This window comes from Ruegeria sp. BE3, from assembly GCF_056538865.1.
In genome coordinates this window covers 1,015,946-1,035,918 of the sequence record NZ_JBQFTW010000001.1, presented here as the reverse complement: position 1 = coordinate 1,035,918, position 19,973 = coordinate 1,015,946, and the positions used below count along the sequence as shown (strand labels likewise).

Here is a 19,973-nt window from a genome sequence, read left to right as displayed (position 1 = left end):
ACCCTAGGTCAATCTGACGCAATACGGCGTCAGAACCGGGTCAGACTTCCATCACGAACATCTGATTCTGAAGCGCGGCCTTCAATACGGCCTGGGCCGTCGTCTCAACCGAGAGCGCTTCGCGCGCGAGCCGGAGGTGTTTTTCTACGGTCGCCGCCGTCAGCCCCATCAGCAGGGCAATATCTTGCGTGGTCTTCCCGTCACCCACCCATTGCAGGGCTTCACGCTGGCGTTTCGTCAAGGCGCGGTTCGGAGCGTTGTACGGCAAGGTGAGTATTTTCAGATGAGCAACATTGTTCATCAGCAGAATATCATCACCATGCTTTCGCCAGACCTCGTCCATCTCTTTCTGGTCGTGGTCACGCGCTGCCAACGAAATAGCGCCTTTTGAACGCATCGAGACCGAATTGAAGCTGACTGTATAGCCAGACGTCACACCAAAAGATTTGTTGAAGTCATATACTCTGCGTTCCTCGGCTGACATTACACCGCTGGACATCATGTCATTTATCATGCTCCAGCTTGCCGCGCCTTCATTATCCAGCGCCCACTTCAGCATCGGGGCGTGAAAATAAAGCCCGGAACGCAAAAAGCCGTCCAGATAGTTGGTACAATGGTTGCTGAGGATAACAAAATCTTCGGGATCACCTAGCGAAGTCGCAGTGCGATATTGCGTATAACCATAGAGCAGCCGATCGAAACCATACCCTGCCATCTGGCGGCAATGCGCGTCCCAAAGCTCTTCTAGAGTCTTGGTATAACTTAGAAAGCTGAGGTATTCCCTGAGGTTCATACCACGCTCCTCTCGCTGAGATGGGCTGCAAGGGCGTCAAGCGCCATGACATAGCTTTGTGCGCCAAATCCGCAGATTTGGCCGATCGCGACTCGGGCGATGTAAGAGGTATGACGAAACACCTCACGAGCGTGGATGTTAGACAGATGCACCTCGACCGTCGGCACTTGCGCCGAGGAGATCGCATCCATCAGGGCCACCGAAGTATGGGTATAGCCACCGGCATTCAGAACGATGCCATCCTGCACCCCGCGTGCCGAATGGATCGCATCGATCAGGGCGCCTTCGTGATTGGACTGAAGATGAGAAACCGACAGGCCAATCGTCTGGCCGTGAGACACGCACAGGTCTTCGATCATCTTCAATGTCGTATGGCCGTAAACCTCGGGCTGTCTTGTGCCCAGCAAATTCAGGTTCGGACCATTCAGAACCAGGATATTATGCATCTTCAAACTGTCCCCATCTCTCTTTTTCATAAACTCGAATAATCTGGGCGTCCAGCGGCCTCGTTCAGAGAAGGTAAGGTCGCATCGACGCATCGTGGCTGATGGGAATATTTGCAGATGTAATAAGGATCACACATCCTGCATTGTCACAACGACCTTTCCGAGAACCGAACGCTGTTCCAGCAGCTCAATTGCCTCTGCCGCGCGTGTCAGGGGCAATCGCAAGCTGATACGTGGCGAGATTTTTCCGTCGTTGTAGAGTGTAAATAGCTCTTCAATATTTCGAGCATGGCCTTTGGGGTCGCGAAACACCGATGCGCCCCAAAAGACCCCAACAATCTGGCAGCCTTTGAGCAGGGTCAGATTCAACGGAAGGCTCGGGATGCCTGCCGGAAAACCGACCACCAAATAGCGCCCGCCCCATGCCATGCTGCGCAAGGCGGGTTCGGCATAGTCTCCGCCCACGGCGTCATAGACGACGTCGACCCCATCGCCCCCAGCAAGCGATTTGATCTTGGCGGAAAGCGCTTTCTGGGAGCCTCGATCCAATTCGCGCGAGTAAACGAGCGTCTCATCCGCACCAATCTGTTTGCAGAACTCTGCCTTGTCTTCGGAAGAAACCGCCGCAATGACGCGCGCGCCCATAGCCTTGGCCAGCTCTATTGCTGCAGACCCCACGCCACCAGCCGCGCCCAATACCAGAACGGTTTCTCCGGCCTGCAGCTGTGCCCGGTCTTTCAGAGCGTGATAAGATGTGCCGTAGGTAAAAATGAAACAGGCAGCGTCATCAAAAGGCATCGTGTCGGGAATCTTCACCGCAGTCGCAGCTTTGAGGGTAAGATGTGTCGAGAACCCTCCATGCCCGGACAGGGCCAAAACACGATCGCCGATCTCAAATCCTGACACTCCGTCACCAAGCGCGAGGACTTCGCCCGCAATCTCTCCGCCCGGAGCAAAGGGACGTGGTGGCTTCATCTGATACAGATCGCGAATGATCAGAGTATCGGGGAAGTTCACACCAGCAGCCCGGACACGGATCAGCAGTTCGCCCTTGCCAGGTGTCGGGTCGGGCAGTGTGGTTAGCTCCAAAGACTCGGGACCGCCCGGTGTGACGCTGAGTAATGTTTGCATGCCTTCTCTTGCCCCTTGCTTCGGTGGTGCTGAAATCGTTGGATTACAGGCACGGGTTGTCAAGAAGATGACCTGTCAGCTTCCGTAACGGTATCTGGGTAGAGGAGAGCACATGACGCCTGAGACTTTGTTTTCGCTGAACGGCAAAACCGCTCTGGTCACCGGAGGTGCAACAGGCATCGGTCGGATGGCGGCCGAGGCTCTGGTACGCGCAGGGGCCCATGTATTGATCGCTTCACGTAAGGGCGATGCATGTGAGGCCGTGGCTGCGGAGCTGAACGCGATGGATGCGCCCGGATCGGCTGAGGGGTTTGCAGGGGATATCGGCAGTGAAGAGGGAATAGATGCTCTGATCGCTGAAGTGAGGAAACGGACAGAAACACTAGAAATCCTGATGAATAATGCCGGCGTCACTTGGGGTGCGCCTATGGGGCAGTTCCCCTATGCAGCATGGGATAAGGTGATGTCGGTCAATGTAGCAGGTATTTTTGATCTGACCCAAAAGCTGTTGCCGCTGTTGATGAAATCCGCCTCGGATGACGACCCGGCGCGCGTGGTCAATGTTGGGTCGGTGATGGGCGAAACGCCGATGGGTGACGGCGCCTATAGCTATTCCGCGTCGAAAGCGGCAGTGATCCATCTGTCCAAGATCATGGCCAAGGAGTTGGCACCTTACCGCGTGACAGTGAATGCGCTTGCGCCGGGACCGTTCGTGTCGCGCATGACAGCCTTTGCCACCGAAGATGAGGACAAACGTGAGCGTGTTGGCAAATCCGTCCCGCTTGGCCGCGTAGGTCGTGCCGAGGATATCGGAGGCTGCGTGCTCTTCCTCTGTGGACGCGGGGGCAGCTATGTCACCGGGGCGGTCCTGCCAGTCTCGGGCGGGATAAATGTGCAGAGCGGCGGGAACATCTTTGCCGACGCTCTATAGCTGCTTTCAACATCTGGGTTTCGGATGACTGATCAGGAAAATACGTTAGATATAAATGCGGTAAATGCGTACCTTGAAACACATCTAGGTGATTATCAGGGCCCGCTTGAAGCAACGAAATTCACGGTCGGGCAATCCAATCCGACCTATCTGCTGCAAACGCCTAGTAAGAACTACGTTCTGCGGCGCAAGCCACCGGGCGTATTGCTCAAGTCTGCGCATGCAGTGGATCGTGAGTTTCGGGTTCAAAGCGCTCTGATCAGCTCCAGGGTCCCGGTGCCGCAGGTGTACCTTCTGTGCGAAGACGACAGCATCATCGGCTCAGCGTTCTATGTGATGGAGCATCTGGACGGACGCTCATTCGTTGATCCTGTTATGAAGGGTGAAAACAACGCCACTCGTGCTGGCATATTGGATGAGATGAACCGCGTTCTGGCCGAGTTGCACATGGTAGACATCGATGCCGCAGGCCTGTCGGATTTCGGCCCTCCGGGGAATTACTTCGAACGACAGATCGGGCGATGGACCAAGCAGTACCGAGCTTCGGAAACCGAAGATATAAACTATATGAATAGCTTGATCGGCAAACTTAAACAACAAATCCCTGCGGATGACGGCCAGAGAACATTGGTTCATGGCGACTATAGGATTGATAACATGTTGTTCGAGCACACTGGAACGAACTGCATTGGCGTGCTGGATTGGGAACTGTCGACCATCGGCCATCCTTACGCGGATCTTGCGGCGGTAATCATGCAGTGGCAGTTGCCACCGGGTAAGGAAGGGCGTGGATTGGCCGGGGTGGATCGCGATGCACTAGGCCTCCCATCGGATCAGTCATTTATTGCAGATTATTGCGCGCGGCGCGGCCTGCCGGGGATCGAGAATTTCGGCTTCTATCTCGCCTTCAACTTCTTCCGCATGGCGGCCATACTTCAAGGTGTCTACAAACGGTCGCTGGATGGCAACGCCTCAGACCCTGCAAGGGCGCGCGCCTTTGGTGCATATGTTCCGGTATTTGCTCAACATGGCCTATCCGCGCTGGAGGCGTAGATCATGAAATTTGACCCAACCGCACTAACCCGCATTCAATCCTGGATGCAGCGATATGTAGACGAGAAAAAATACGTCGGCAGCAGCCTACTGATTCTGCACAACGGGCAGGAGGCGTTCTTTCACAGCTGTGGTCGCCGGTGTCTTGAAAATGACTTGCCGTTTCAGCGCGATAGCCTCGTGCGTATTTATTCTATGACCAAACCCGTGACCTCGGTTGCGCTCATGATGCTGGTTGAGCGCGGGCAGTTTCATCTCGACGCACCCGTTTCCGAGTTCCTGCCCGAGTTTCAGTCGATGCAAGCCCTGATTCCCGGCGCCACGCGCTTGGATCAGACCGAGGCCGCACCAACGCCAACCCTGCATCAGTTGCTGACGCATACCAGTGGTCTCAGTTATCCGTTTAATCCCGGGTTGCTGCCCGAGGCGATGGATGAGCTTGGACTGATATTTTCACCGGCACAGGGTCCGCTCGCGGATCGGGTCGAGGTCCTGGCCACTTTGCCTCTGGCTTTTCAACCGGGCCACCGCTGGGAATACTCGGTGGGTATCGACGTCATCGGTCGCGTCATCGAGGTCACCTCGGGGCAGTCCTTCGAGCGCTTTCTGGCCGATCACATTTTTGAGCCACTCGGCATGCACGAGACGGGGTTTTCAGTGCCGAACGGGGCAGGGGATCGGTTCGCCTCGCTCTATACGCCGCTTGAAGGCGACGCGATGGCATTGAATGCGGCCAAGACCGGGGGCGATACGCTGCGCCTGGTTGATTGCGCCGGAGACTCTCCGTTTGAAGCCACAACGACTTTCTCTGGTGGAGGCGGGCTGATCGGTACGATCGATGATTACAGTCGCTTCGCTGAAATGTTGCGCAACAAAGGCTCAGGAAACGGGGAGCGCATTCTGGGGCCAAAAACGATAGAATTCATGCTACGCAACCACTTACCCGGCGACATTGCATCGATGGGCCCCCAAAGCTTTGCCGAGCAACCCATGGAAGGAACCGGGTTTGGCATTGGAGGTGCCGTGGTTTTGGACCCGGCGCGCCTGCGGTGTCCGGGCTCGGTCGGTGATTTCGGTTGGGGTGGCATGGCGTCCACCTATTTCTGGGTGGATCAAGTCAATGATTTCTCAGCGGTGTTCTTTACTCAGCTTTCACCTTCCAGCTCTTACCCCTCGCGTGCGGAATTGAAGGCACTTGTACATGGTGCGCTCGTTGAATGACCTCGGTGTGGATGATAGCCGGGGACATCGCTAAGCCGGAGACCCACATATGACCGAAGCTGAACGCGTTCTGCTCGACCTGCTCAACATCGAAGCGCTTGAAGTCGACTTGTTCCGGGGAACTGGCTCTGGTGGAGAGACCCCAACACGCATCTTTGGCGGGCAGGTGATCGCGCAGGCCCTTGCAGCAGCTTACAGGACCGTCGATGACCGATTGTGTCATTCCCTGCACGCTTACTTTATTCGGCCCGGCGATCCCTCGATTCCCGTTATCTATCAAGTAGATCGCGCCCGAGATGGAGGTTCTTTCACCACCCGTCGTGTGGTTGCAATCCAACATGGAAAGCAAATCCTGAACCTTTCGGCATCGTTCCACAAACAGGACGATGGATGGGATCATCAGCATCCCATGCCCGACGTGGAGCCAGCTAAGTACCACCCATCGCGCGATGAAATGCGTCAGAAGTATCTGAGTCGCGTGCCTGAAGCACTCAAAACAGAACTTCTGCGCGAACGTCCAATCGAAGTACGAGAGGTCGCGCCGCTGGACCTTTTTACGCCGGACAAAGCAGATGACCGAAACCAAGTGTGGTTCCGTATGGATGCTGCGGCACAGGCCGACCGGATTACCCAACACCTGTTGCTGGCCTATGCGTCTGACATGAGTCTGCTGAGTTCGGGCATGCGCCCGCATGGCCTCAGTTGGTTCACTGGTGAGATCGATGGTGCCAGCTTGGATCATGCGCTCTGGTTTCACGCGCCGGTACAGTTCCAGAACTGGCACCTTTACGCGATGGAATCGCCATGGACGGGGCAGGGGCGTAGTTTCAACCGAGGATCGATTTATTCGCAAGACGGCACATTGGTTGCCTCGGTCGCGCAGGAAGGTTTGCTTCGGCGACGTCGCTCGCGTTAAGTTTCGCTGGTATATTTTTGATTTAGCTTAGACATTCCGCCAATCCAGCGGTCATAATCTGCTGTTTTTAAACGCATATAGTCCAATACCTGAGGATGCGGCAGGATTAAAAACCGCTCGTCAGCCAGCGCTTCGACACAGGCCTGCGCGACCGCTTCGGGCTCAAGCATCCCGTCGATTGCCGCAACCGAATCCTCATGTCCACGGGTCATGTCCGAACGTACCGCCTGAGGGCATAGAACCGACACTCGAATTCCTTGATGCGCATAGGTCAACGCGACCCATTCAGCAAACCCAATGGCGGCATGTTTTGTGACGCCGTATGGTGCCGCACCAGGTTGATTGAGCAGCCCTGCGGCCGAGGCGGTCGTCATCAGGTATCCGCCGCCACGCGCCACCATACGCGGCAATAAATGCCGAGCGGTCCAGACATGAGACATGACGTTAATTTGCCAAATCCGTTCCCATTCGGTGTCCGGAACATCAAGCCCGCCAAGCGTTAGAATACCGGCATTCGCACAAAACAGATCTATTGGTGCGATGCTATCCTCAACGGTTTCGATCAAGTTGCAAATGTCAGATTCCAGGGAAACATCGCAATGAATGGCATGACCACCGATCTTGTCCGCAATGTGCTGCGCACCGGCAGCGTCGATATCTGCGCAAACAACGCGAGCGCTTTCATTGGCAAATCGTTCAGCAAGTCCTTTGCCAATGCCACCAGCGGCGCCGGTCACAACAACTGTCTTTTCGTTCAGGTGCATGTCTGTCTGTGCTCTGAGTTTCGCAGATCAGCCTAACACGTTGAAAAACCATCGCCAGAGTGGATTTTCTGGCGATGGCTTATTTTACATAATCACGATTATACGGCATTCGCCATATCAGTAGAATGCCTGCAACCCGGTCTGCGCCCGACCAAGAATCAGCGCATGCACGTCATGCGTCCCCTCATAGGTATTTACTGTCTCAAGATTGATCATGTGGCGCACCACCTGGAACTCAAGCGAGATACCATTGCCGCCATGCATGTCCCGTGACATCCGCGCGATATCCAGCGCCTTGCCGCAGTTGTTGCGCTTGATGATCGAGATCATCTCGGGTGCGGCTTCGGCCTGATCCATCAAACGCCCAACACGCAGGCTTGCCTGAAGGCCCAGAGCGATTTCAGTTTGCATCTCAGCCAGTTTGCGTTGGAACAGTTGGGTCTGCGCCAATGGCCGATTGAATTGCTTGCGATCCAGACCGTATTGACGCGCAGCATGCCAGCAGCTCTCGGCCGCCCCCATAGCGCCCCAACTGATCCCGTAACGTGCGCGGTTCAGACATCCGAACGGTCCTTTCAGGCCCTGCACATGCGGCAGTAACGCATCTTCGCCGACCTCAACGCCTTCCATCACGATTTCGCCGGTGATCGAAGCGCGCAGGCTCAGCTTGTTTTCGATCTTCGGCGCGCTCAACCCCTTGGTGTTCTTGTCCAGAACGAAGCCCCGGATCTTGCCATCATGCGCATCCGACTTGGCCCACACGACAAACACATCTGCAATCGGAGCATTCGAAATCCACATCTTGCTACCGGTCAGACGATAGCCACCGTCAATCTTTTCAGCCCGGGTTTTCATGGCAGCTGGGTCAGAGCCGGCATCCGGCTCGGTCAAGCCGAAACAACCAATCCATTCGCCGCTGGCCAGCTTTGGCAGGTATTTCCGGCGCTGCTCTTCGCTGCCATAGGCATAGATCGGATACATCACCAGCGAGCTTTGCACCGACATCATCGAGCGATAGCCGGAATCCACCCGCTCAACCTCGCGCGCGACCAATCCATAGCTCACATATCCCGCACCGATGCCGCCATATTCCTCGGGGATTGTCGTGCCCAACAGGCCCATTTCACCCATTTCCCTAAAGATTTCAGGATCGGTCTCCTCGTTCTGAAACGCCTGCGTGACGCGCGGCTGCAGCTTTTCCTGCGCATATGCACGGGCGCTGTCAGCAACCAATCGTTCATCTTCTTCCAACTGATCTGCCAGGCGGAAAGGATCGTCCCAAGCAAAATTTCCCAAATCGGGCGCGTCTTTGGCCCTTAGAACGGGTTTGGTCTCTGGCGCGTTCATGATGAGTCTCCGATACAATGTCTCGCGCATCATAATCTGAGGTTTCCTCAAAAAACAGCGAGACATTTGCACATTTACATGACTAAAACGCATAGATGAGTATGCGCCGCCCTATCCTGCCCCCGATCTCCGCCCTGCGTGCATTGGAAGCGCTGGATCGACTAGGCTCTGCCTCGGCGGTTGCCGACGAAATGGCATTGACGCAGAGCGCTGTCAGTCGGTCGCTGCAAACGCTTGAGGCGCATCTGGGCGCAGAACTCGTCAGCCGTGACCGAAAGAGATTGTCGCTGACCAAGGCCGGGCAGGATTATGTGCAAGAGATTCGGCCAGCTTTGTCACAGATTGCGCAGGCCGCTCTGAAACTACATGTGTCGCCTGTTGGAGGGACGTTGAATCTGGCAATCCTGCCGACCTTTGGGATGCGTTGGCTGGTACCGCGCCTACCGGATTTCGCGCGTTTGCATCCGGACATAACCATCAATATGACAACTAGGTTGAGACCATTCAATTTCGCGTCGGAACCCTTTGACGCTGCGTTGCATTTTGGTGAGCCTGACTGGCCAGGAACCGACCGTTTGCTGCTAAAAATGGAACGCGTTCTGCCGGTCTGCGCGCCTGAGTTGCTACCGCAGGGAACACCGTCGACACCGGACGAGTTGCTCAAACTGCCGTTACTGCACATCCAGACGCGCCCACGGGCTTGGCAAGAGTGGTTCCGACAAATGGGCGTCGAGGCTCCGCACCCCCTGCCCGGCACGGTGCATGATCAATTCAACACGATCAATCAGGCGGCCCTGCACGGTCTGGGTGTTGCGTTGCTGCCCAACTACCTAATCGAGCAAGACCTTGCGACAGGAAATCTGGTCGCCGCCTTCCCCGATGCGTTTGAGACGCTGGGTGCCTATTATCTGGTCTGGCCCCACGACAAATCGCAGGACGATTCGTTGCGACAGTTCCGACACTGGCTTGCCTCTCAGGCCCAGACCGAAGAGACGTTGCCGCGTTAGCCTAACGCGTACCCTGCGCCACGGACGGTCCGCACCGGGTCTTCACCACCGTGCTGAGTCAATGCCTTGCGCAAACGTCCGATATGAACGTCCACAGTGCGCGTATCGACATATATATCGCGGCCCCAAACCCGGTCGAGCAACTGTTCGCGGCTCCAGACCCGCCCCGGCTTTTCCATAAAGGTGCTGAGCAGGCGGAACTCGGTTGGGCCGAGTTTCAAAGGCTTGTTGTCCCGGCTGACCTTATGGGTCTCCGAATCCAGAATGATATCATCGAATTCCAGCCGAATACCCACGGTCGCTGGACGCACCCGACGTAGCTGGGTGCGGACCCGCGCCATCAGCTCTACCACCGAGTAAGGCTTGATCACGTAGTCATCCGCCCCGGTTTCCAGACCGCGCACCTTATCGACCTCTTCCGAACGCGCCGACAGCATGATGATCGGGATCGATCGGGTATCGGGCCGTGTCTTCAGGCGGCGACAGACCTCAATACCGCTGAGATTGGGCATCATCCAGTCGAGAACGATAATGTCCGGGCGGTCTTCTTCGACGAGCAACAAACCCTCGTCACCATTCGCGGCTTTTGTGACCCGGAACCCCTCGGCTTCGAGGTTATAGGAAAGAACCTCACGCTGGGCCAATTCATCTTCAACCACCAGCACCGTCGGTTGATCAGCGGACATAAGGTCAGCCTCCTAGATCGTTTGCGAGGTGTTATCGGCCTTGGGCCGTGCTTCGGTCGGCCGTTCACCAGTGACCAAATAGACCACCTGTTCCGCGATTGCCGTAACGTGATCACCCATGCGTTCGATGTTCTTCGCGATGAAGTGCAGATGCATGCAGGACGAGATGTTGCGCGGATCTTCTGCCATGAAAGTCAGGAATTCGCGGAACAGCCCGTTATACATCTGGTCAACCTCCAGATCGCGTTCAATCACATCCGTCGCGAGTTCGGCGTCACGTTGAATATAGGCATCCAATGCATCGCGCAGCATCAGCTCAACCTCGCGCGCCATCCGACGTAGGGCGGCGGCGCTGCCGTTGATTTCACCAGCGTTGACCAGCACGGTCGTGCGCTTGGCGATATTCTTGGAATAGTCGCCGATCCGCTCAAGGTTGGTCGACACCTTCAAAACTGACAGCACCAGACGCAGATCACCCGCCGTTGGCGCGCGCAGCGCGATCAGTCGTGCGGTTTCTTCGTCGATAAGCTCTTCCAGCGCGTCGATGGCCTTGTCGCCCTGACGTACTTCTTTCGCCAGTTCTTCGTCGCGGGTTTCCAGCGACCGGGCCGCACCCATGATCGCGGCCTCGACCAAACCGCCCATCTTCATGATATGCGCCTGAATGGTTTCGAGGTCGCGGTCGAACGCGGATGCAATATGTTGTTCGCTCATTGAAATAATCCTGTGCTCAGCCGATCCGGCCGGTGATGTAGCTTTCTGTGCGAGGGTCTTCGGGGTTGGTGAAGATTTGCCCCGTCTCGCCAAATTCAACCAGATTGCCCAGATGGAAGAATGCTGTCTTCTGGCTGACCCTTGCCGCCTGCTGCATCGAATGAGTCACGATCACCACCGAATAGCGCGAGCGCAGTTCATCGATCAGCTCTTCAACCTGAGCCGTTGCGATTGGGTCAAGCGCCGAGCAAGGCTCGTCCATCAACAGAACCTCAGGTTCGGTTGCGACCGCACGCGCAATGCAAAGGCGTTGTTGTTGACCACCCGAGAGGCCGGTGCCGGGGGCATCCAGACGATCCTTGACTTCATCCCAGATCGCACCACGGCGTAGGGATTTCTCAACGATCTCATCCAGTTCTGCCTTGTTCTTTGCGAGGCCGTGGATGCGTGGACCGTAGGCCACGTTGTCATAGATCGATTTGGGGAACGGGTTCGGCTTCTGAAACACCATGCCAACCTTGGCACGCAGCTGCACCGGGTCGACGCGCTTGTCATAGATATCCTCACCATCCAACAGGATATCACCTTCAACGCGACAGATATCAATCGTGTCGTTCATCCGGTTCAGACAGCGCAGAAAGGTGGACTTGCCGCAGCCCGAGGGGCCGATGAAGGCCGTCACGGTCTTATCTTCGATATCAACGCTCACGTCCTTGATGGCGTGGGTCTCGCCGTAATAGACCTGAACCTGCTTGGCGTTGATCTTGATGTTTTTGGAGTCCACGGTTCTCTCCACTCGTGTCATGTCGTTCATTTTAGCCCCCAATTACCAGCGGCGTTCAAAGCGGCGGCGCAGGATGATTGCGATGATATTCATGGTCAGCAGGAACATCAAAAGGATGATGATGCCACCCCAGGCTTTCTCATAAAACCCGACATCAGCACGCGCGGCCCATGTGTAAATCTGTGCAGGCATTGCCGAGTTCGGCTCGGTGAAGCCTGCGAGGAAACCATCGGGATAGCCGCGGGCAACAAATCCCACCATGCCGATCAGCAGCAGCGGTGCGGTTTCACCCAGGGCCTGCGCCAGCCCGATGATGGTGCCGGTCAGGATACCTGGCGCGGCCAGTGGCAACACGTGATGAAACACGGCCTGCATTTTCGAGGCCCCTACCCCCAATGCCGCGTCACGGATAGACGGGGGAACCGCCTTCAGCGAGGCACGGGTCGAGATGATGATGGTAGGCAGAGTCATCAGCGTCAACACCAGACCGCCAACCAACGGCGCCGATTGCGGCAGATGCATGAATTGGATGAACACGGCCAGGCCCAGAATACCGAACACGATGGACGGAACGGCGGCTAGGTTTGAGATGTTCACCTCGATCAGATCGGTGAACCTGTTCTGTGGTGCGAACTCTTCCAGATAAATCGACGCGGCCACACCGATGGGCAGCGACAGGCACAGTACCACCAGCATCATGAAGAATGAGCCAACGACCGAGGCACCGATGCCTGCGCCACCGGGGTTATCCACGCCCGAGTCGGCTCCGGTGATGAACGGCCAGTTGAAGGCCTGCTTGATGATGCCCGCTTCTTTCAAAGCGTCCACTAGATCCAGATCGCTGAGCTGCAAGAAGCGGCTATCCTGCAGGGTGTCGCGCGACACCCGGCCTTTGAAATAGCCATCCACCCGACTTGACGCGGCCAGATCGAACATGATCGGCTCATCCAGCTTGCTTGGGTTATCTGCATAGAACGTTCGGATCGTACCGCCGATTTTGCCCAGTAGACGCTCAATAGCATCTTGATCGAAATCCACCGTGATACCGCTTTCGGCCAGTTGTTCATTCAGCTCTGCAATAAACAGATCGGAATAAGCTTTGGTCTTGAATAGCGTACCTTCGGCTTCGTCGCGCTGTGCTGGCGTCAGAGTGAACTCGACGCTAATCACAGTGCGTTTGAAGGCCGGGATGCCTTGCGACAGGATCGAGGTGAACAGCACGACCAGAAAGAACAAGCCAGTCGCGATGGCAACGATTCCGTACGCGCGAAAGCGTTTTTCAGCAGCAGCGCGTTTCTTGGTCCGTGCATCGGACGCCGTAAGCGAGACCGCGTGACGGCCGGTTTCGGGGCTTTGCATGCTGGCGTCGGTCATTCGTACTGCTCCCGATACTTACGCACGATATAAAGGGCGAAAACGTTCAGCCCCAGCGTGAGGATGAACAAGGTCATGCCGAGCGCGAAGGCCACAAGCGCTTCGGGCGAGGCGAAATCCGCGTCGCCGGTCAACTGGCTGACGATCTTTGCGGTGACGGTTGTCATGGCCTCGAACGGGTTGAGGTCGAGCCGTGCTGCGGCCCCTGCCCCCAGAACCACAATCATGGTCTCACCAATTGCGCGCGAGGCGGCCAGCAAGATCGCACCTACGATGCCGGGCAATGCTGCGGGCAAAACGACTTGCCGGATGGTCTCGGACTGGGTGGCCCCCAGCCCATAAGACCCGTCACGCATCGCCTGCGGCACCGCATTGATGATGTCATCAGACAGCGATGAGACGAACGGGATCAGCATAATGCCCATGACCAGACCGGCGGTCATCACCGCGGTGCCGGCTTTCATCCAGCCTAAGCCGTCATCTCCGAACACGCTCAGCAACAGTGGGCCAACGGTTAGCAAGGCAAATAGACCGTAAACGATGGTCGGGATACCGGCCAGGACCTCCAGCATCGGTTTGGCGATCGAGCGCACGCGGGAAGAAGCGTACTCGCTGAGGTAAATAGCAGCAAACAAACCAATCGGCACAGCCACCAGCAATGCAACCAACGAGATGTAGAATGTGCCCCACAGCAACGGGATGATACCCAGATCAGACGCGCCACCACGGCCCGAGAAACTGGGGGCCCATGTTGTTCCGAAGAAGAACTCTGATGCTGGATAAAGCTTAAAGAATTCCCACGTGTTGAAGACCAGCGACAGTACGATGCCGACCGTCGTCAGGATCGCAATCGATGCAGCCGCCAGCAGCATCACACGAATTCCCTGCTCAACCACATTGCGGGCGCGGTATTCCGAATGTGTCTGGAACCAGCTGAACGCGGCACCTGCCAAGGCGATCAGTATCACGGCAATGGACATAATCGTATAGCCGGTCGAGTTCATCGACCGGTATGCCTGGGCGGCATGCAACACGGGCTGTGTGATATCCGAGGTCACAACCTGGCCCGCGTCTTTCAGCCGCTGGGTCATCTCGGAAATATCCGCCTGCGCATCCTGTGCGGTCTCTTCGGTGAGATGCCCCTGAGCGACCGCACTGTCCAGACCATTAGCCGTCCGGCGCACTTCGGCCATAACAAGGCTACGCGACGATCCTTCCTTGATCGCCGTTTCGGGAACCATCTCCGAGACCTGAGAATTCACGTAGAGCGGCTGAACCAGCAGCCAGACGATCAACAGACCAAAGGCGGGAACGATAACTTTCAGCGCAACATTCGCCCCATAAAACGAGGGAAGAGAATGTAGATTGCGACTGTCCCCTCCGGCACTTTGCAAGGCGCGCATTCGCCCCAACACATATCCGACTGCCGCGATCGCAAGCACGATCAGAAAGAGCCAAAGAATTGGCATGCTGCCCCCATAGGTCTTGATCGGGATTAGGGAAAAATTGGGGGTGACAGAAAACGCCGCCCCCAATCAATTCAATCAGGGTGATGGATTAGCTGCCCGAACCCAAGGTTACTTCGTTGGCAATCGCATCTTGCGTTTTTGCCAGCTCAGGATCGGCAACCAGACCGTAGTTGGCCAGCGGACCCGACGCACCTGCAATCTCATCATGAGTGAAAAACTGAGCGTATTCTTTCAGGCCAGGGATCACGCCGATATGCGCTTTCTTGACGTAGAAGAACAGCGGGCGGGAAACAGGGTATTCACCCGACGCGATGGTCTCGGTCGACGGCGCGATACCACCCATGGTGGCCACTTTCAGCTTGTCGGTGTTGTTCTCGTAGAACGCCAGACCGAAAACGCCGATGCCGTTGGTGTTAGTGTCGATGCGGGCCAAGGTCTCGGTGTAGTCACCGTCGATGTCGACCGACTTACCGTCAGTACGAACGTCGAGGCATGCATCTTCGGCGTCATCTTCGCTCATGCCGCCTGCGATCATGGCTTCCATGGCGCCGGTTGCTTCACAACCTGCAAGCAGAACCTTGTCTTCGAACACTTCACGGGTGCCGTGCTTGGTGCCCGGGATGAACATCGCGATCTCAACATCCGGCAGGTCGCCATTGAACTCGGCCCAGCTGTTGAAGCTGTTGTCGACCAGCGCGCCGTCTTTCATGACTTTCGAACCGATGGCGTTGTAGATGTCTGCCGGCTGAAATGCAGTAAAGGCCGGACCCGACTGCTGGCTTGCGAACACGATGCCGTCATAGCCAATGCGTACTTCCATGATGTCGGTCACACCGTTTTCGGCGCAAGTTTTGATTTCTTTTTCGCGGATGGCGCGCGATGCGTTTGCAACGTCGATTGTGTTTTCGCCAACGCCTTCGCAGAACCGCTTGAGACCAGCCGACGAACCACCCGATTCAACAACCGGGGTCGGGAAGTCTGTATTTTCACCAAACAGTTCGGCAACGATCGAAGCATAAGGCAGTACGGTCGACGAACCGGCAACCTGAACGTTGTCACGTGCAGCAGCAGCAGTTGCCGAGACGGCAGCGATTGCCAGCGCAGAAGCCGACAGTTTTACAAAGGACATTTCAGTCTCCTTGAGAAGGATGGGTACTGATCATCCCCATGATGATCTGCGCAAAGCCCTAAAAGCCGCGCGTAAGCCTTTTGTGACAGGTATGTAACGGTTTTATGACAAGTTAGGATATTTTGAGAATTTCTTAACTTGACGATACGTCAGCGGCGGATCGCCTATCAGCCATCTGACCTCAACGGGGCAGTATGACGGTGAACACGGCACCCTGCCCCAGCTCACTTTCCACCCGCAACCTGCCCCGATGTCGGTTGACAATGTGTTTGACGATCGCAAGCCCCAGCCCTGTTCCACCCAACTCGCGCGAGCGATGGCTGTCTGCGCGATAGAAACGCTCGGTCAAGCGTGGAAGATGTATTGGGTTGATGCCGGGACCCTGATCAATGATTCCGATTCTCACGGCTGGCCCGCGCATGGCAGTATCGCGCTCCGACAATGTCACTACGACCTGAACCAGCCCCCCGCTGCCGCCGTATTTGATCCCGTTTTCCACCAGGTTGGTGATAACCTGTCGTAACTGATCGCTGTCACCGACCATCGTCACCGGATCATCCGGGGCGTCCAGTGACAGCTTTACATTGGCATCATCTGCAAGAGGTCGAAGGGTGTTCAATGTGGATTGGATCAGGCCGGTCAGTTCCAGAGGTTCCTTTGGCCTGACCCGCTCTTCGCTTTCCACCCTGTTGAGTGACAGCAGATCCCCCACCAACCGATTCATCCGATTGGCCTCGTCCGCCATGATCTGCAAAAACCGCTCTCGGGCCGCCGTATCATCGCGCGCAGGCCCGCGCAGTGTTTCGATGAACCCCATCAGAGCAGTCAGCGGCGTCCGCAGCTCATGACTGACATTGGCCACAAAATCGCGTCGCATCTGACCGGCCTGCTCCAGATGGGTGACATCCTGAAACACTACAAGCACAACCCGAGAGTCGTTCATATACCGGCACTGCACCTCAAAGGTCGTATCTTGTGCACCATCATTGGACAGATGCCGCGCGTTGCTAGGCTGCTTTGACCCAATACATTGCTCAATCGCTTCGATCACCTGAGGTTGCCGAAGGATCGTGGCGAAGTGCCGTCCCTCAATCGCCGCACCCAACAGAGTACGCGCTTCGGTGTTCGCCGCAACGATCCGCTCAGATTGGTCAACCAGCAGGGTCGGCATCGGGATGGCAGATACAAGCTCGGCATGAAAGGGATCCGACATGCGATATCAGACCGGTTTCAGCGTTTCGCGGAACTTGCGCATGTTGTCCTGATAGTGCAGCGCGCTCAGCGTCAGGTGTTGCGCGGCCTCATCATCAAGCTGACGCACAACCTTGCCCGGCGTTCCCATGACCAGCGAATTATCAGGGATCTCTTTGCCTTCAGTGATCAGGGCCCCTGCCCCGATCAGGCAATTCTTACCGATTTTTGCCCCGTTCAGAACGATAGCCCCCATGCCGATCAGAGAGTTGTCCCCGATCGTGCATCCATGCAGCATGACCTTATGCCCGATGGTGCAATTCGCGCCGATGGTCAGCGGGTATCCGGCATCGATATGCATCACGCAATCTTCCTGCACGTTACTGCCCGCACCAACGCGAATCTCTTCGTGATCTGCGCGGATTGTGCAGCCAAACCAGATCGAGGCCCCCTGTTCCAGCACCACCTTACCGATCAGGTTGGCATCAGGCGCGACCCAGGTATCCTCGTGAATCTGAGGCTGATGCTCTCCCAAAGCATAGATCGTCATGACTGTTCCTCGAACTCGGTCTGCAAGGTACGGATGTGGTTCTGCAGGCGCGGCTGCTGAATGCGGCGCATCCGCTCGGCACTGACGATGGTTTTCAGCTTCTCCTCGGTCGCGTCCAGATCGTCGTTGATCAGGACATAATCGTAGTAACCCCAGTGGCTGATCTCATCCCAGCTTTTCAGCATGCGCTTGGCAATCACGTCTTCGCTGTCCTGCCCCCGGCCTTCCAGGCGGCGCCTCAGTTCGGGAATCGACGGTGGCAGGATGAAGATCGACAACGCATGTTTGCCCAAATCCGAATTCCTGATCTGCACTTCCCCCTGCCAATCGACATCGAACAACACGTCACGGCCCTTGTTGATCGACTCGCGCACCGGATCGGCGGGTGAGCCATAAAAGTTCCCGAACACGTGGGCATGTTCCAGCATTTGCCCATCGGCAACCTGCTGTTTGAACGCGTCTTCTGACAGGAAGTAGTATTCGCGCCCATGTTCTTCGCCCGGTCGTGGTGCACGCGTGGTGGCCGAGATCGAAAACTCCAGATCGCTGTCCCATTGCATCAAACGTCGGGCCAAAGTGGACTTGCCTGCGCCCGAGGGCGAGGACAGAATGATTAATAGACCCCGGCGATCTGCCATGTGTGTGCCCTCGTTCCTATTCCACGTTCTGAACTTGTTCGCGCATCTGATCGATCACCGCCTTCAACTCAAGCCCGACGGATGTCAGCTCGGCATTTTGCGATTTTGAACAGAGCGTATTGGCCTCGCGATTGAATTCCTGCATCAGGAAATCCAGCTTGCGCCCGACCGGACCGTCCTGATCCAGCAGCGCACGCGCGGCGGCGACATGAGCGGCCAGACGGTCGATCTCTTCAGTGATGTCCGCCTTGACGGCGATCAGCGCCAGTTCCTGCGCGACTCGTTCAGCGTCGACACCTTGCGCATTATCGACAACACGCGCCAGATTGTCCTTTAGCGCCTGTGCCATCTCCTCTCGCCGCTGCTCGGCCAGATCGGCAGCCGTCTCTGTCAGCCTAGAAATCTGATCTAACTGACCGCCGAGAATGCCGGCCAGCGCTTGCCCCTCGGCCTTACGCATGTCTAGGAAAGCAGCCAGCAAGCCGCTGAATTCGGTCTTGAGCTTCTCAACCAACGGAGCGGGATCATCATCTTCGCTGCCCGCTTCAAGCATGCCCTTCAGCGTCAGCAGATCACTGGCCTTGGATCCCGCCAGTTCGATACCACGCGCAGCGGCCATCGCCTCGGTCTGCGATAGCGCCGCCAGAGCGGCCTCCATGGCTGAAACGTTCAGCTTGATGTCAGAGGCGCTCTCTTCCCGGTTCAGCCGTAACGATAACGTCACGTTGCCCCGGCTGACCTGTTTCGACAGCTCCCCCCGCAGCGCAGCCTCAAGCCCGGTCAACCAGTCCGGCACGCGCAGGCGCATATCCAGTCCCTTGCCGTTTACGCTGCGCAGCTCCCAGCTCCAGCTATGGGGGCCAAACGCTCCTTTGCCCGAGGCGAAACCGGTCATGGATTTGATCATGCCTGCCCTTTCCGTCAAAACCGCTCGCCGCACCTAATGCCAACAACGGGCTAGGGGCAAGACCTTGCTCATTTGTGGCAGAGACGCGATCGGTTAACCATTCGTTAAAGAATTGATCCAAAATTGTATTAACCCGTGTCAATCTGACAGTCGGAAGCGCTGATGAACCCCAGCTATGCCCGAAAGATGGCATTTTAGGAAAATGGCGACTGATTGACGATAGGGTGATGAAATGAAAACCTTTTTCGGGACTGGCTCTGGCTCAGGATTTGGAAAGATCGTCGCGATGGACCGATTTGACAGCGGGCGCAGCCTGTCCCCAATTCGTCAGGCCGAAGCTTATTGGACCGCCCTTCTTGGCGGCGACGGCGTGCCGATGCGGTCACAGATCGATCCTCGCGGGTTAGAGAATGTTCTGGAATACACGTTCATACTCGAACGTATTGCACCGGGTCTGGCACGGTTTCGTCTCGCCGGAAGCCACCTGAACAAGCTGGCTGGGATGGAGGTGCGCGGCATGCCTCTGACTGCCTTTTTCGAACCCAGCGCGCGTGATGATGTCAAAACCTATCTCGACCGGGTGTTCACGGCACCGGCTGTGGTCGAACTTGGATTGACCTCAAAAGGCAAACTGGGCCGTGCATGCCTGCAAGCTCGTATGATCCTGTTGCCGCTTAAAAGCGATCTTGGGGATGTCAGCCGCGTGCTGGGTGTCATGCTCAGTGACGGCGTGATTGGCACCACACCGCGTCGTTTCTCGATAACTGATCATCGGGTGCGCGAACTGTCAGAGCTACGGCAACCGCCCAAACCCGCTCCGCATGAGGATATGGGTTTTGCCGAACAGCAAAGCGAGTTTGTGCGGTCCGAACCATATCTTCGGCTGGTATCTTCCCGCGATGACTAAGAAAAACGGCGGGTC

Annotated in this window: 21 protein-coding genes; 6 read left to right on the top strand and 15 right to left on the bottom strand. The window is 56.5% G+C overall.

Annotated elements, in window-relative coordinates; translation table 11 throughout:
* Positions 1 to 40: 40 nt before the first annotated feature.
* From ACR0AZ_RS05110 to ACR0AZ_RS05100, 3 genes are all read right to left on the bottom strand, one after another.
* Positions 41 to 793: an autoinducer binding domain-containing protein gene (locus ACR0AZ_RS05110; RefSeq protein WP_480657686.1), complete on the bottom strand. Its 753-nt coding sequence runs from the start codon at positions 791 to 793 to the stop codon at positions 41 to 43.
* On the bottom strand, positions 790 to 1,239 hold the full coding sequence (gene aroQ, locus ACR0AZ_RS05105) for a type II 3-dehydroquinate dehydratase (protein ID WP_480657684.1): 450 nt from the start codon (positions 1,237 to 1,239) through the stop codon (positions 790 to 792). Before aroQ ends, ACR0AZ_RS05110 begins: the two co-directional genes overlap by 4 nt.
* Before the next feature lie 129 nt (positions 1,240 to 1,368).
* Positions 1,369 to 2,370 (bottom strand): NADPH:quinone oxidoreductase family protein, encoded by a 1,002-nt coding sequence (locus ACR0AZ_RS05100; protein WP_480666922.1) that lies wholly within the window; start codon positions 2,368 to 2,370, stop codon positions 1,369 to 1,371.
* 112 nt (positions 2,371 to 2,482) lie between these two features.
* Between ACR0AZ_RS05100 and ACR0AZ_RS05095 the strand changes: the two genes are divergently transcribed.
* The 4 genes from ACR0AZ_RS05095 to ACR0AZ_RS05080 are packed head-to-tail and all read left to right on the top strand — an operon-like array spanning position 2,483 to position 6,491.
* Complete coding sequence (locus ACR0AZ_RS05095; protein WP_480657681.1) at positions 2,483 to 3,301, top strand: SDR family NAD(P)-dependent oxidoreductase; 819 nt, start codon at positions 2,483 to 2,485, stop codon at positions 3,299 to 3,301.
* Positions 3,302 to 3,325: 24 nt separating this feature from the next.
* Positions 3,326 to 4,354 carry a phosphotransferase gene (locus tag ACR0AZ_RS05090; protein ID WP_480657679.1) on the top strand — a complete coding sequence of 343 codons (1,029 nt, stop codon included), beginning with the start codon at positions 3,326 to 3,328 and terminating at the stop codon, positions 4,352 to 4,354.
* A 3-nt stretch (positions 4,355 to 4,357) separates the two neighbouring features.
* Complete coding sequence (locus ACR0AZ_RS05085) at positions 4,358 to 5,575, top strand: serine hydrolase domain-containing protein (RefSeq protein WP_480666921.1); 1,218 nt, start codon at positions 4,358 to 4,360, stop codon at positions 5,573 to 5,575.
* A gap of 49 nt (positions 5,576 to 5,624) precedes the next feature.
* Positions 5,625 to 6,491 carry an acyl-CoA thioesterase gene (locus tag ACR0AZ_RS05080; protein ID WP_480666920.1) on the top strand — a complete coding sequence of 289 codons (867 nt, stop codon included), beginning with the start codon at positions 5,625 to 5,627 and terminating at the stop codon, positions 6,489 to 6,491.
* Here the strand turns inward: ACR0AZ_RS05080 and ACR0AZ_RS05075 are convergent.
* Together ACR0AZ_RS05075 and ACR0AZ_RS05070 are read right to left on the bottom strand one after the other, a co-directional pair.
* On the bottom strand, positions 6,488 to 7,255 hold the full coding sequence (locus ACR0AZ_RS05075; RefSeq protein ID WP_480666919.1) for an SDR family oxidoreductase: 768 nt from the start codon (positions 7,253 to 7,255) through the stop codon (positions 6,488 to 6,490). The genes ACR0AZ_RS05080 and ACR0AZ_RS05075 overlap by 4 nt on opposite strands.
* Positions 7,256 to 7,372: 117 nt before the next feature.
* On the bottom strand, positions 7,373 to 8,602 hold the full coding sequence (locus ACR0AZ_RS05070) for an acyl-CoA dehydrogenase (RefSeq protein WP_480469808.1): 1,230 nt from the start codon (positions 8,600 to 8,602) through the stop codon (positions 7,373 to 7,375).
* Positions 8,603 to 8,697: 95 nt separating this feature from the next.
* Between ACR0AZ_RS05070 and ACR0AZ_RS05065 the strand changes: the two genes are divergently transcribed.
* Complete coding sequence (locus ACR0AZ_RS05065) at positions 8,698 to 9,609, top strand: LysR substrate-binding domain-containing protein (protein WP_480666918.1); 912 nt, start codon at positions 8,698 to 8,700, stop codon at positions 9,607 to 9,609.
* On the opposite strand, the gene phoB is transcribed toward ACR0AZ_RS05065, so the two are convergent.
* The 10 genes from phoB to ACR0AZ_RS05015 all read right to left on the bottom strand — a co-directional run bounded on the left by phoB (position 9,606) and on the right by ACR0AZ_RS05015 (position 19,051).
* Positions 9,606 to 10,295, bottom strand: a complete 690-nt coding sequence (phoB, locus tag ACR0AZ_RS05060) for a phosphate regulon transcriptional regulator PhoB (RefSeq protein ID WP_480469806.1) — start codon at positions 10,293 to 10,295, stop codon at positions 9,606 to 9,608. The genes ACR0AZ_RS05065 and phoB overlap by 4 nt on opposite strands.
* Before the next feature lie 12 nt (positions 10,296 to 10,307).
* Positions 10,308 to 11,009, bottom strand: coding sequence for a phosphate signaling complex protein PhoU (gene phoU / locus ACR0AZ_RS05055; protein WP_480469805.1), 702 nt, complete (start codon positions 11,007 to 11,009; stop codon positions 10,308 to 10,310).
* A gap of 16 nt (positions 11,010 to 11,025) precedes the next feature.
* Positions 11,026 to 11,823 (bottom strand): phosphate ABC transporter ATP-binding protein PstB, encoded by a 798-nt coding sequence (pstB, locus tag ACR0AZ_RS05050; protein ID WP_480469804.1) that lies wholly within the window; start codon positions 11,821 to 11,823, stop codon positions 11,026 to 11,028.
* 12 nt (positions 11,824 to 11,835) lie between these two features.
* Positions 11,836 to 13,167 (bottom strand): phosphate ABC transporter permease PstA, encoded by a 1,332-nt coding sequence (gene pstA / locus ACR0AZ_RS05045; RefSeq protein WP_480657671.1) that lies wholly within the window; start codon positions 13,165 to 13,167, stop codon positions 11,836 to 11,838.
* Positions 13,164 to 14,636 (bottom strand): phosphate ABC transporter permease subunit PstC, encoded by a 1,473-nt coding sequence (pstC, locus tag ACR0AZ_RS05040; RefSeq protein WP_480666917.1) that lies wholly within the window; start codon positions 14,634 to 14,636, stop codon positions 13,164 to 13,166. The genes pstA and pstC overlap by 4 nt, the downstream gene beginning before the upstream one ends.
* An 88-nt stretch (positions 14,637 to 14,724) precedes the next feature.
* On the bottom strand, positions 14,725 to 15,765 hold the full coding sequence (locus tag ACR0AZ_RS05035; RefSeq protein WP_480666916.1) for a substrate-binding domain-containing protein: 1,041 nt from the start codon (positions 15,763 to 15,765) through the stop codon (positions 14,725 to 14,727).
* Positions 15,766 to 15,946: 181 nt separating this feature from the next.
* Positions 15,947 to 16,978: a sensor histidine kinase gene (locus ACR0AZ_RS05030; protein WP_480666915.1), complete on the bottom strand. Its 1,032-nt coding sequence runs from the start codon at positions 16,976 to 16,978 to the stop codon at positions 15,947 to 15,949.
* A 6-nt stretch (positions 16,979 to 16,984) separates the two neighbouring features.
* On the bottom strand, positions 16,985 to 17,506 hold the full coding sequence (locus ACR0AZ_RS05025; RefSeq protein WP_480666914.1) for a gamma carbonic anhydrase family protein: 522 nt from the start codon (positions 17,504 to 17,506) through the stop codon (positions 16,985 to 16,987).
* Complete coding sequence (gene gmk / locus ACR0AZ_RS05020) at positions 17,503 to 18,144, bottom strand: guanylate kinase (RefSeq protein ID WP_480469798.1); 642 nt, start codon at positions 18,142 to 18,144, stop codon at positions 17,503 to 17,505. The genes ACR0AZ_RS05025 and gmk overlap by 4 nt, the downstream gene beginning before the upstream one ends.
* A gap of 16 nt (positions 18,145 to 18,160) precedes the next feature.
* Positions 18,161 to 19,051 (bottom strand): YicC/YloC family endoribonuclease, encoded by an 891-nt coding sequence (locus ACR0AZ_RS05015; RefSeq protein WP_480657666.1) that lies wholly within the window; start codon positions 19,049 to 19,051, stop codon positions 18,161 to 18,163.
* Positions 19,052 to 19,283: 232 nt separating this feature from the next.
* Between ACR0AZ_RS05015 and ACR0AZ_RS05010 the strand changes: the two genes are divergently transcribed.
* Entirely contained in the window at positions 19,284 to 19,958 is a 675-nt protein-coding gene (locus ACR0AZ_RS05010; protein ID WP_480666913.1) for a PAS domain-containing protein, read from the top strand.
* Positions 19,959 to 19,973: the final 15 nt, after the last annotated feature.

Excerpts from the sequence above, each read along its gene's own strand:
- ACR0AZ_RS05110 (WP_480657686.1), bottom strand. The coding sequence starts at position 793 with ATGAACCTCAGGGAATACCTCAGCTTTCTAAGTTATACCAAGACTCTA.
- ACR0AZ_RS05075 (WP_480666919.1), bottom strand. The coding sequence starts at position 7,255 with ATGCACCTGAACGAAAAGACAGTTGTTGTGACCGGCGCCGCTGGTGGC.
- ACR0AZ_RS05090 (WP_480657679.1), top strand. The coding sequence starts at position 3,326 with ATGACTGATCAGGAAAATACGTTAGATATAAATGCGGTAAATGCGTAC.
- phoB (WP_480469806.1), bottom strand. The coding sequence starts at position 10,295 with ATGTCCGCTGATCAACCGACGGTGCTGGTGGTTGAAGATGAATTGGCC.
- pstC (WP_480666917.1), bottom strand. The coding sequence starts at position 14,636 with ATGCCAATTCTTTGGCTCTTTCTGATCGTGCTTGCGATCGCGGCAGTC.
- ACR0AZ_RS05080 (WP_480666920.1), top strand. The coding sequence starts at position 5,625 with ATGACCGAAGCTGAACGCGTTCTGCTCGACCTGCTCAACATCGAAGCG.
- pstA (WP_480657671.1), bottom strand. The coding sequence starts at position 13,167 with ATGACCGACGCCAGCATGCAAAGCCCCGAAACCGGCCGTCACGCGGTC.
- phoU (WP_480469805.1), bottom strand. The coding sequence starts at position 11,009 with ATGAGCGAACAACATATTGCATCCGCGTTCGACCGCGACCTCGAAACC.
- ACR0AZ_RS05070 (WP_480469808.1), bottom strand. The coding sequence starts at position 8,602 with ATGAACGCGCCAGAGACCAAACCCGTTCTAAGGGCCAAAGACGCGCCC.
- ACR0AZ_RS05100 (WP_480666922.1), bottom strand. The coding sequence starts at position 2,370 with ATGCAAACATTACTCAGCGTCACACCGGGCGGTCCCGAGTCTTTGGAG.
- ACR0AZ_RS05015 (WP_480657666.1), bottom strand. The coding sequence starts at position 19,051 with ATGATCAAATCCATGACCGGTTTCGCCTCGGGCAAAGGAGCGTTTGGC.
- ACR0AZ_RS05035 (WP_480666916.1), bottom strand. The coding sequence starts at position 15,765 with ATGTCCTTTGTAAAACTGTCGGCTTCTGCGCTGGCAATCGCTGCCGTC.
- gmk (WP_480469798.1), bottom strand. The coding sequence starts at position 18,144 with ATGGCAGATCGCCGGGGTCTATTAATCATTCTGTCCTCGCCCTCGGGC.
- ACR0AZ_RS05065 (WP_480666918.1), top strand. The coding sequence starts at position 8,698 with ATGAGTATGCGCCGCCCTATCCTGCCCCCGATCTCCGCCCTGCGTGCA.
- ACR0AZ_RS05095 (WP_480657681.1), top strand. The coding sequence starts at position 2,483 with ATGACGCCTGAGACTTTGTTTTCGCTGAACGGCAAAACCGCTCTGGTC.
- ACR0AZ_RS05030 (WP_480666915.1), bottom strand. The coding sequence starts at position 16,978 with ATGTCGGATCCCTTTCATGCCGAGCTTGTATCTGCCATCCCGATGCCG.
- ACR0AZ_RS05085 (WP_480666921.1), top strand. The coding sequence starts at position 4,358 with ATGAAATTTGACCCAACCGCACTAACCCGCATTCAATCCTGGATGCAG.
- ACR0AZ_RS05010 (WP_480666913.1), top strand. The coding sequence starts at position 19,284 with ATGAAAACCTTTTTCGGGACTGGCTCTGGCTCAGGATTTGGAAAGATC.
- pstB (WP_480469804.1), bottom strand. The coding sequence starts at position 11,823 with ATGAACGACATGACACGAGTGGAGAGAACCGTGGACTCCAAAAACATC.
- aroQ (WP_480657684.1), bottom strand. The coding sequence starts at position 1,239 with ATGCATAATATCCTGGTTCTGAATGGTCCGAACCTGAATTTGCTGGGC.
- ACR0AZ_RS05025 (WP_480666914.1), bottom strand. The coding sequence starts at position 17,506 with ATGACGATCTATGCTTTGGGAGAGCATCAGCCTCAGATTCACGAGGAT.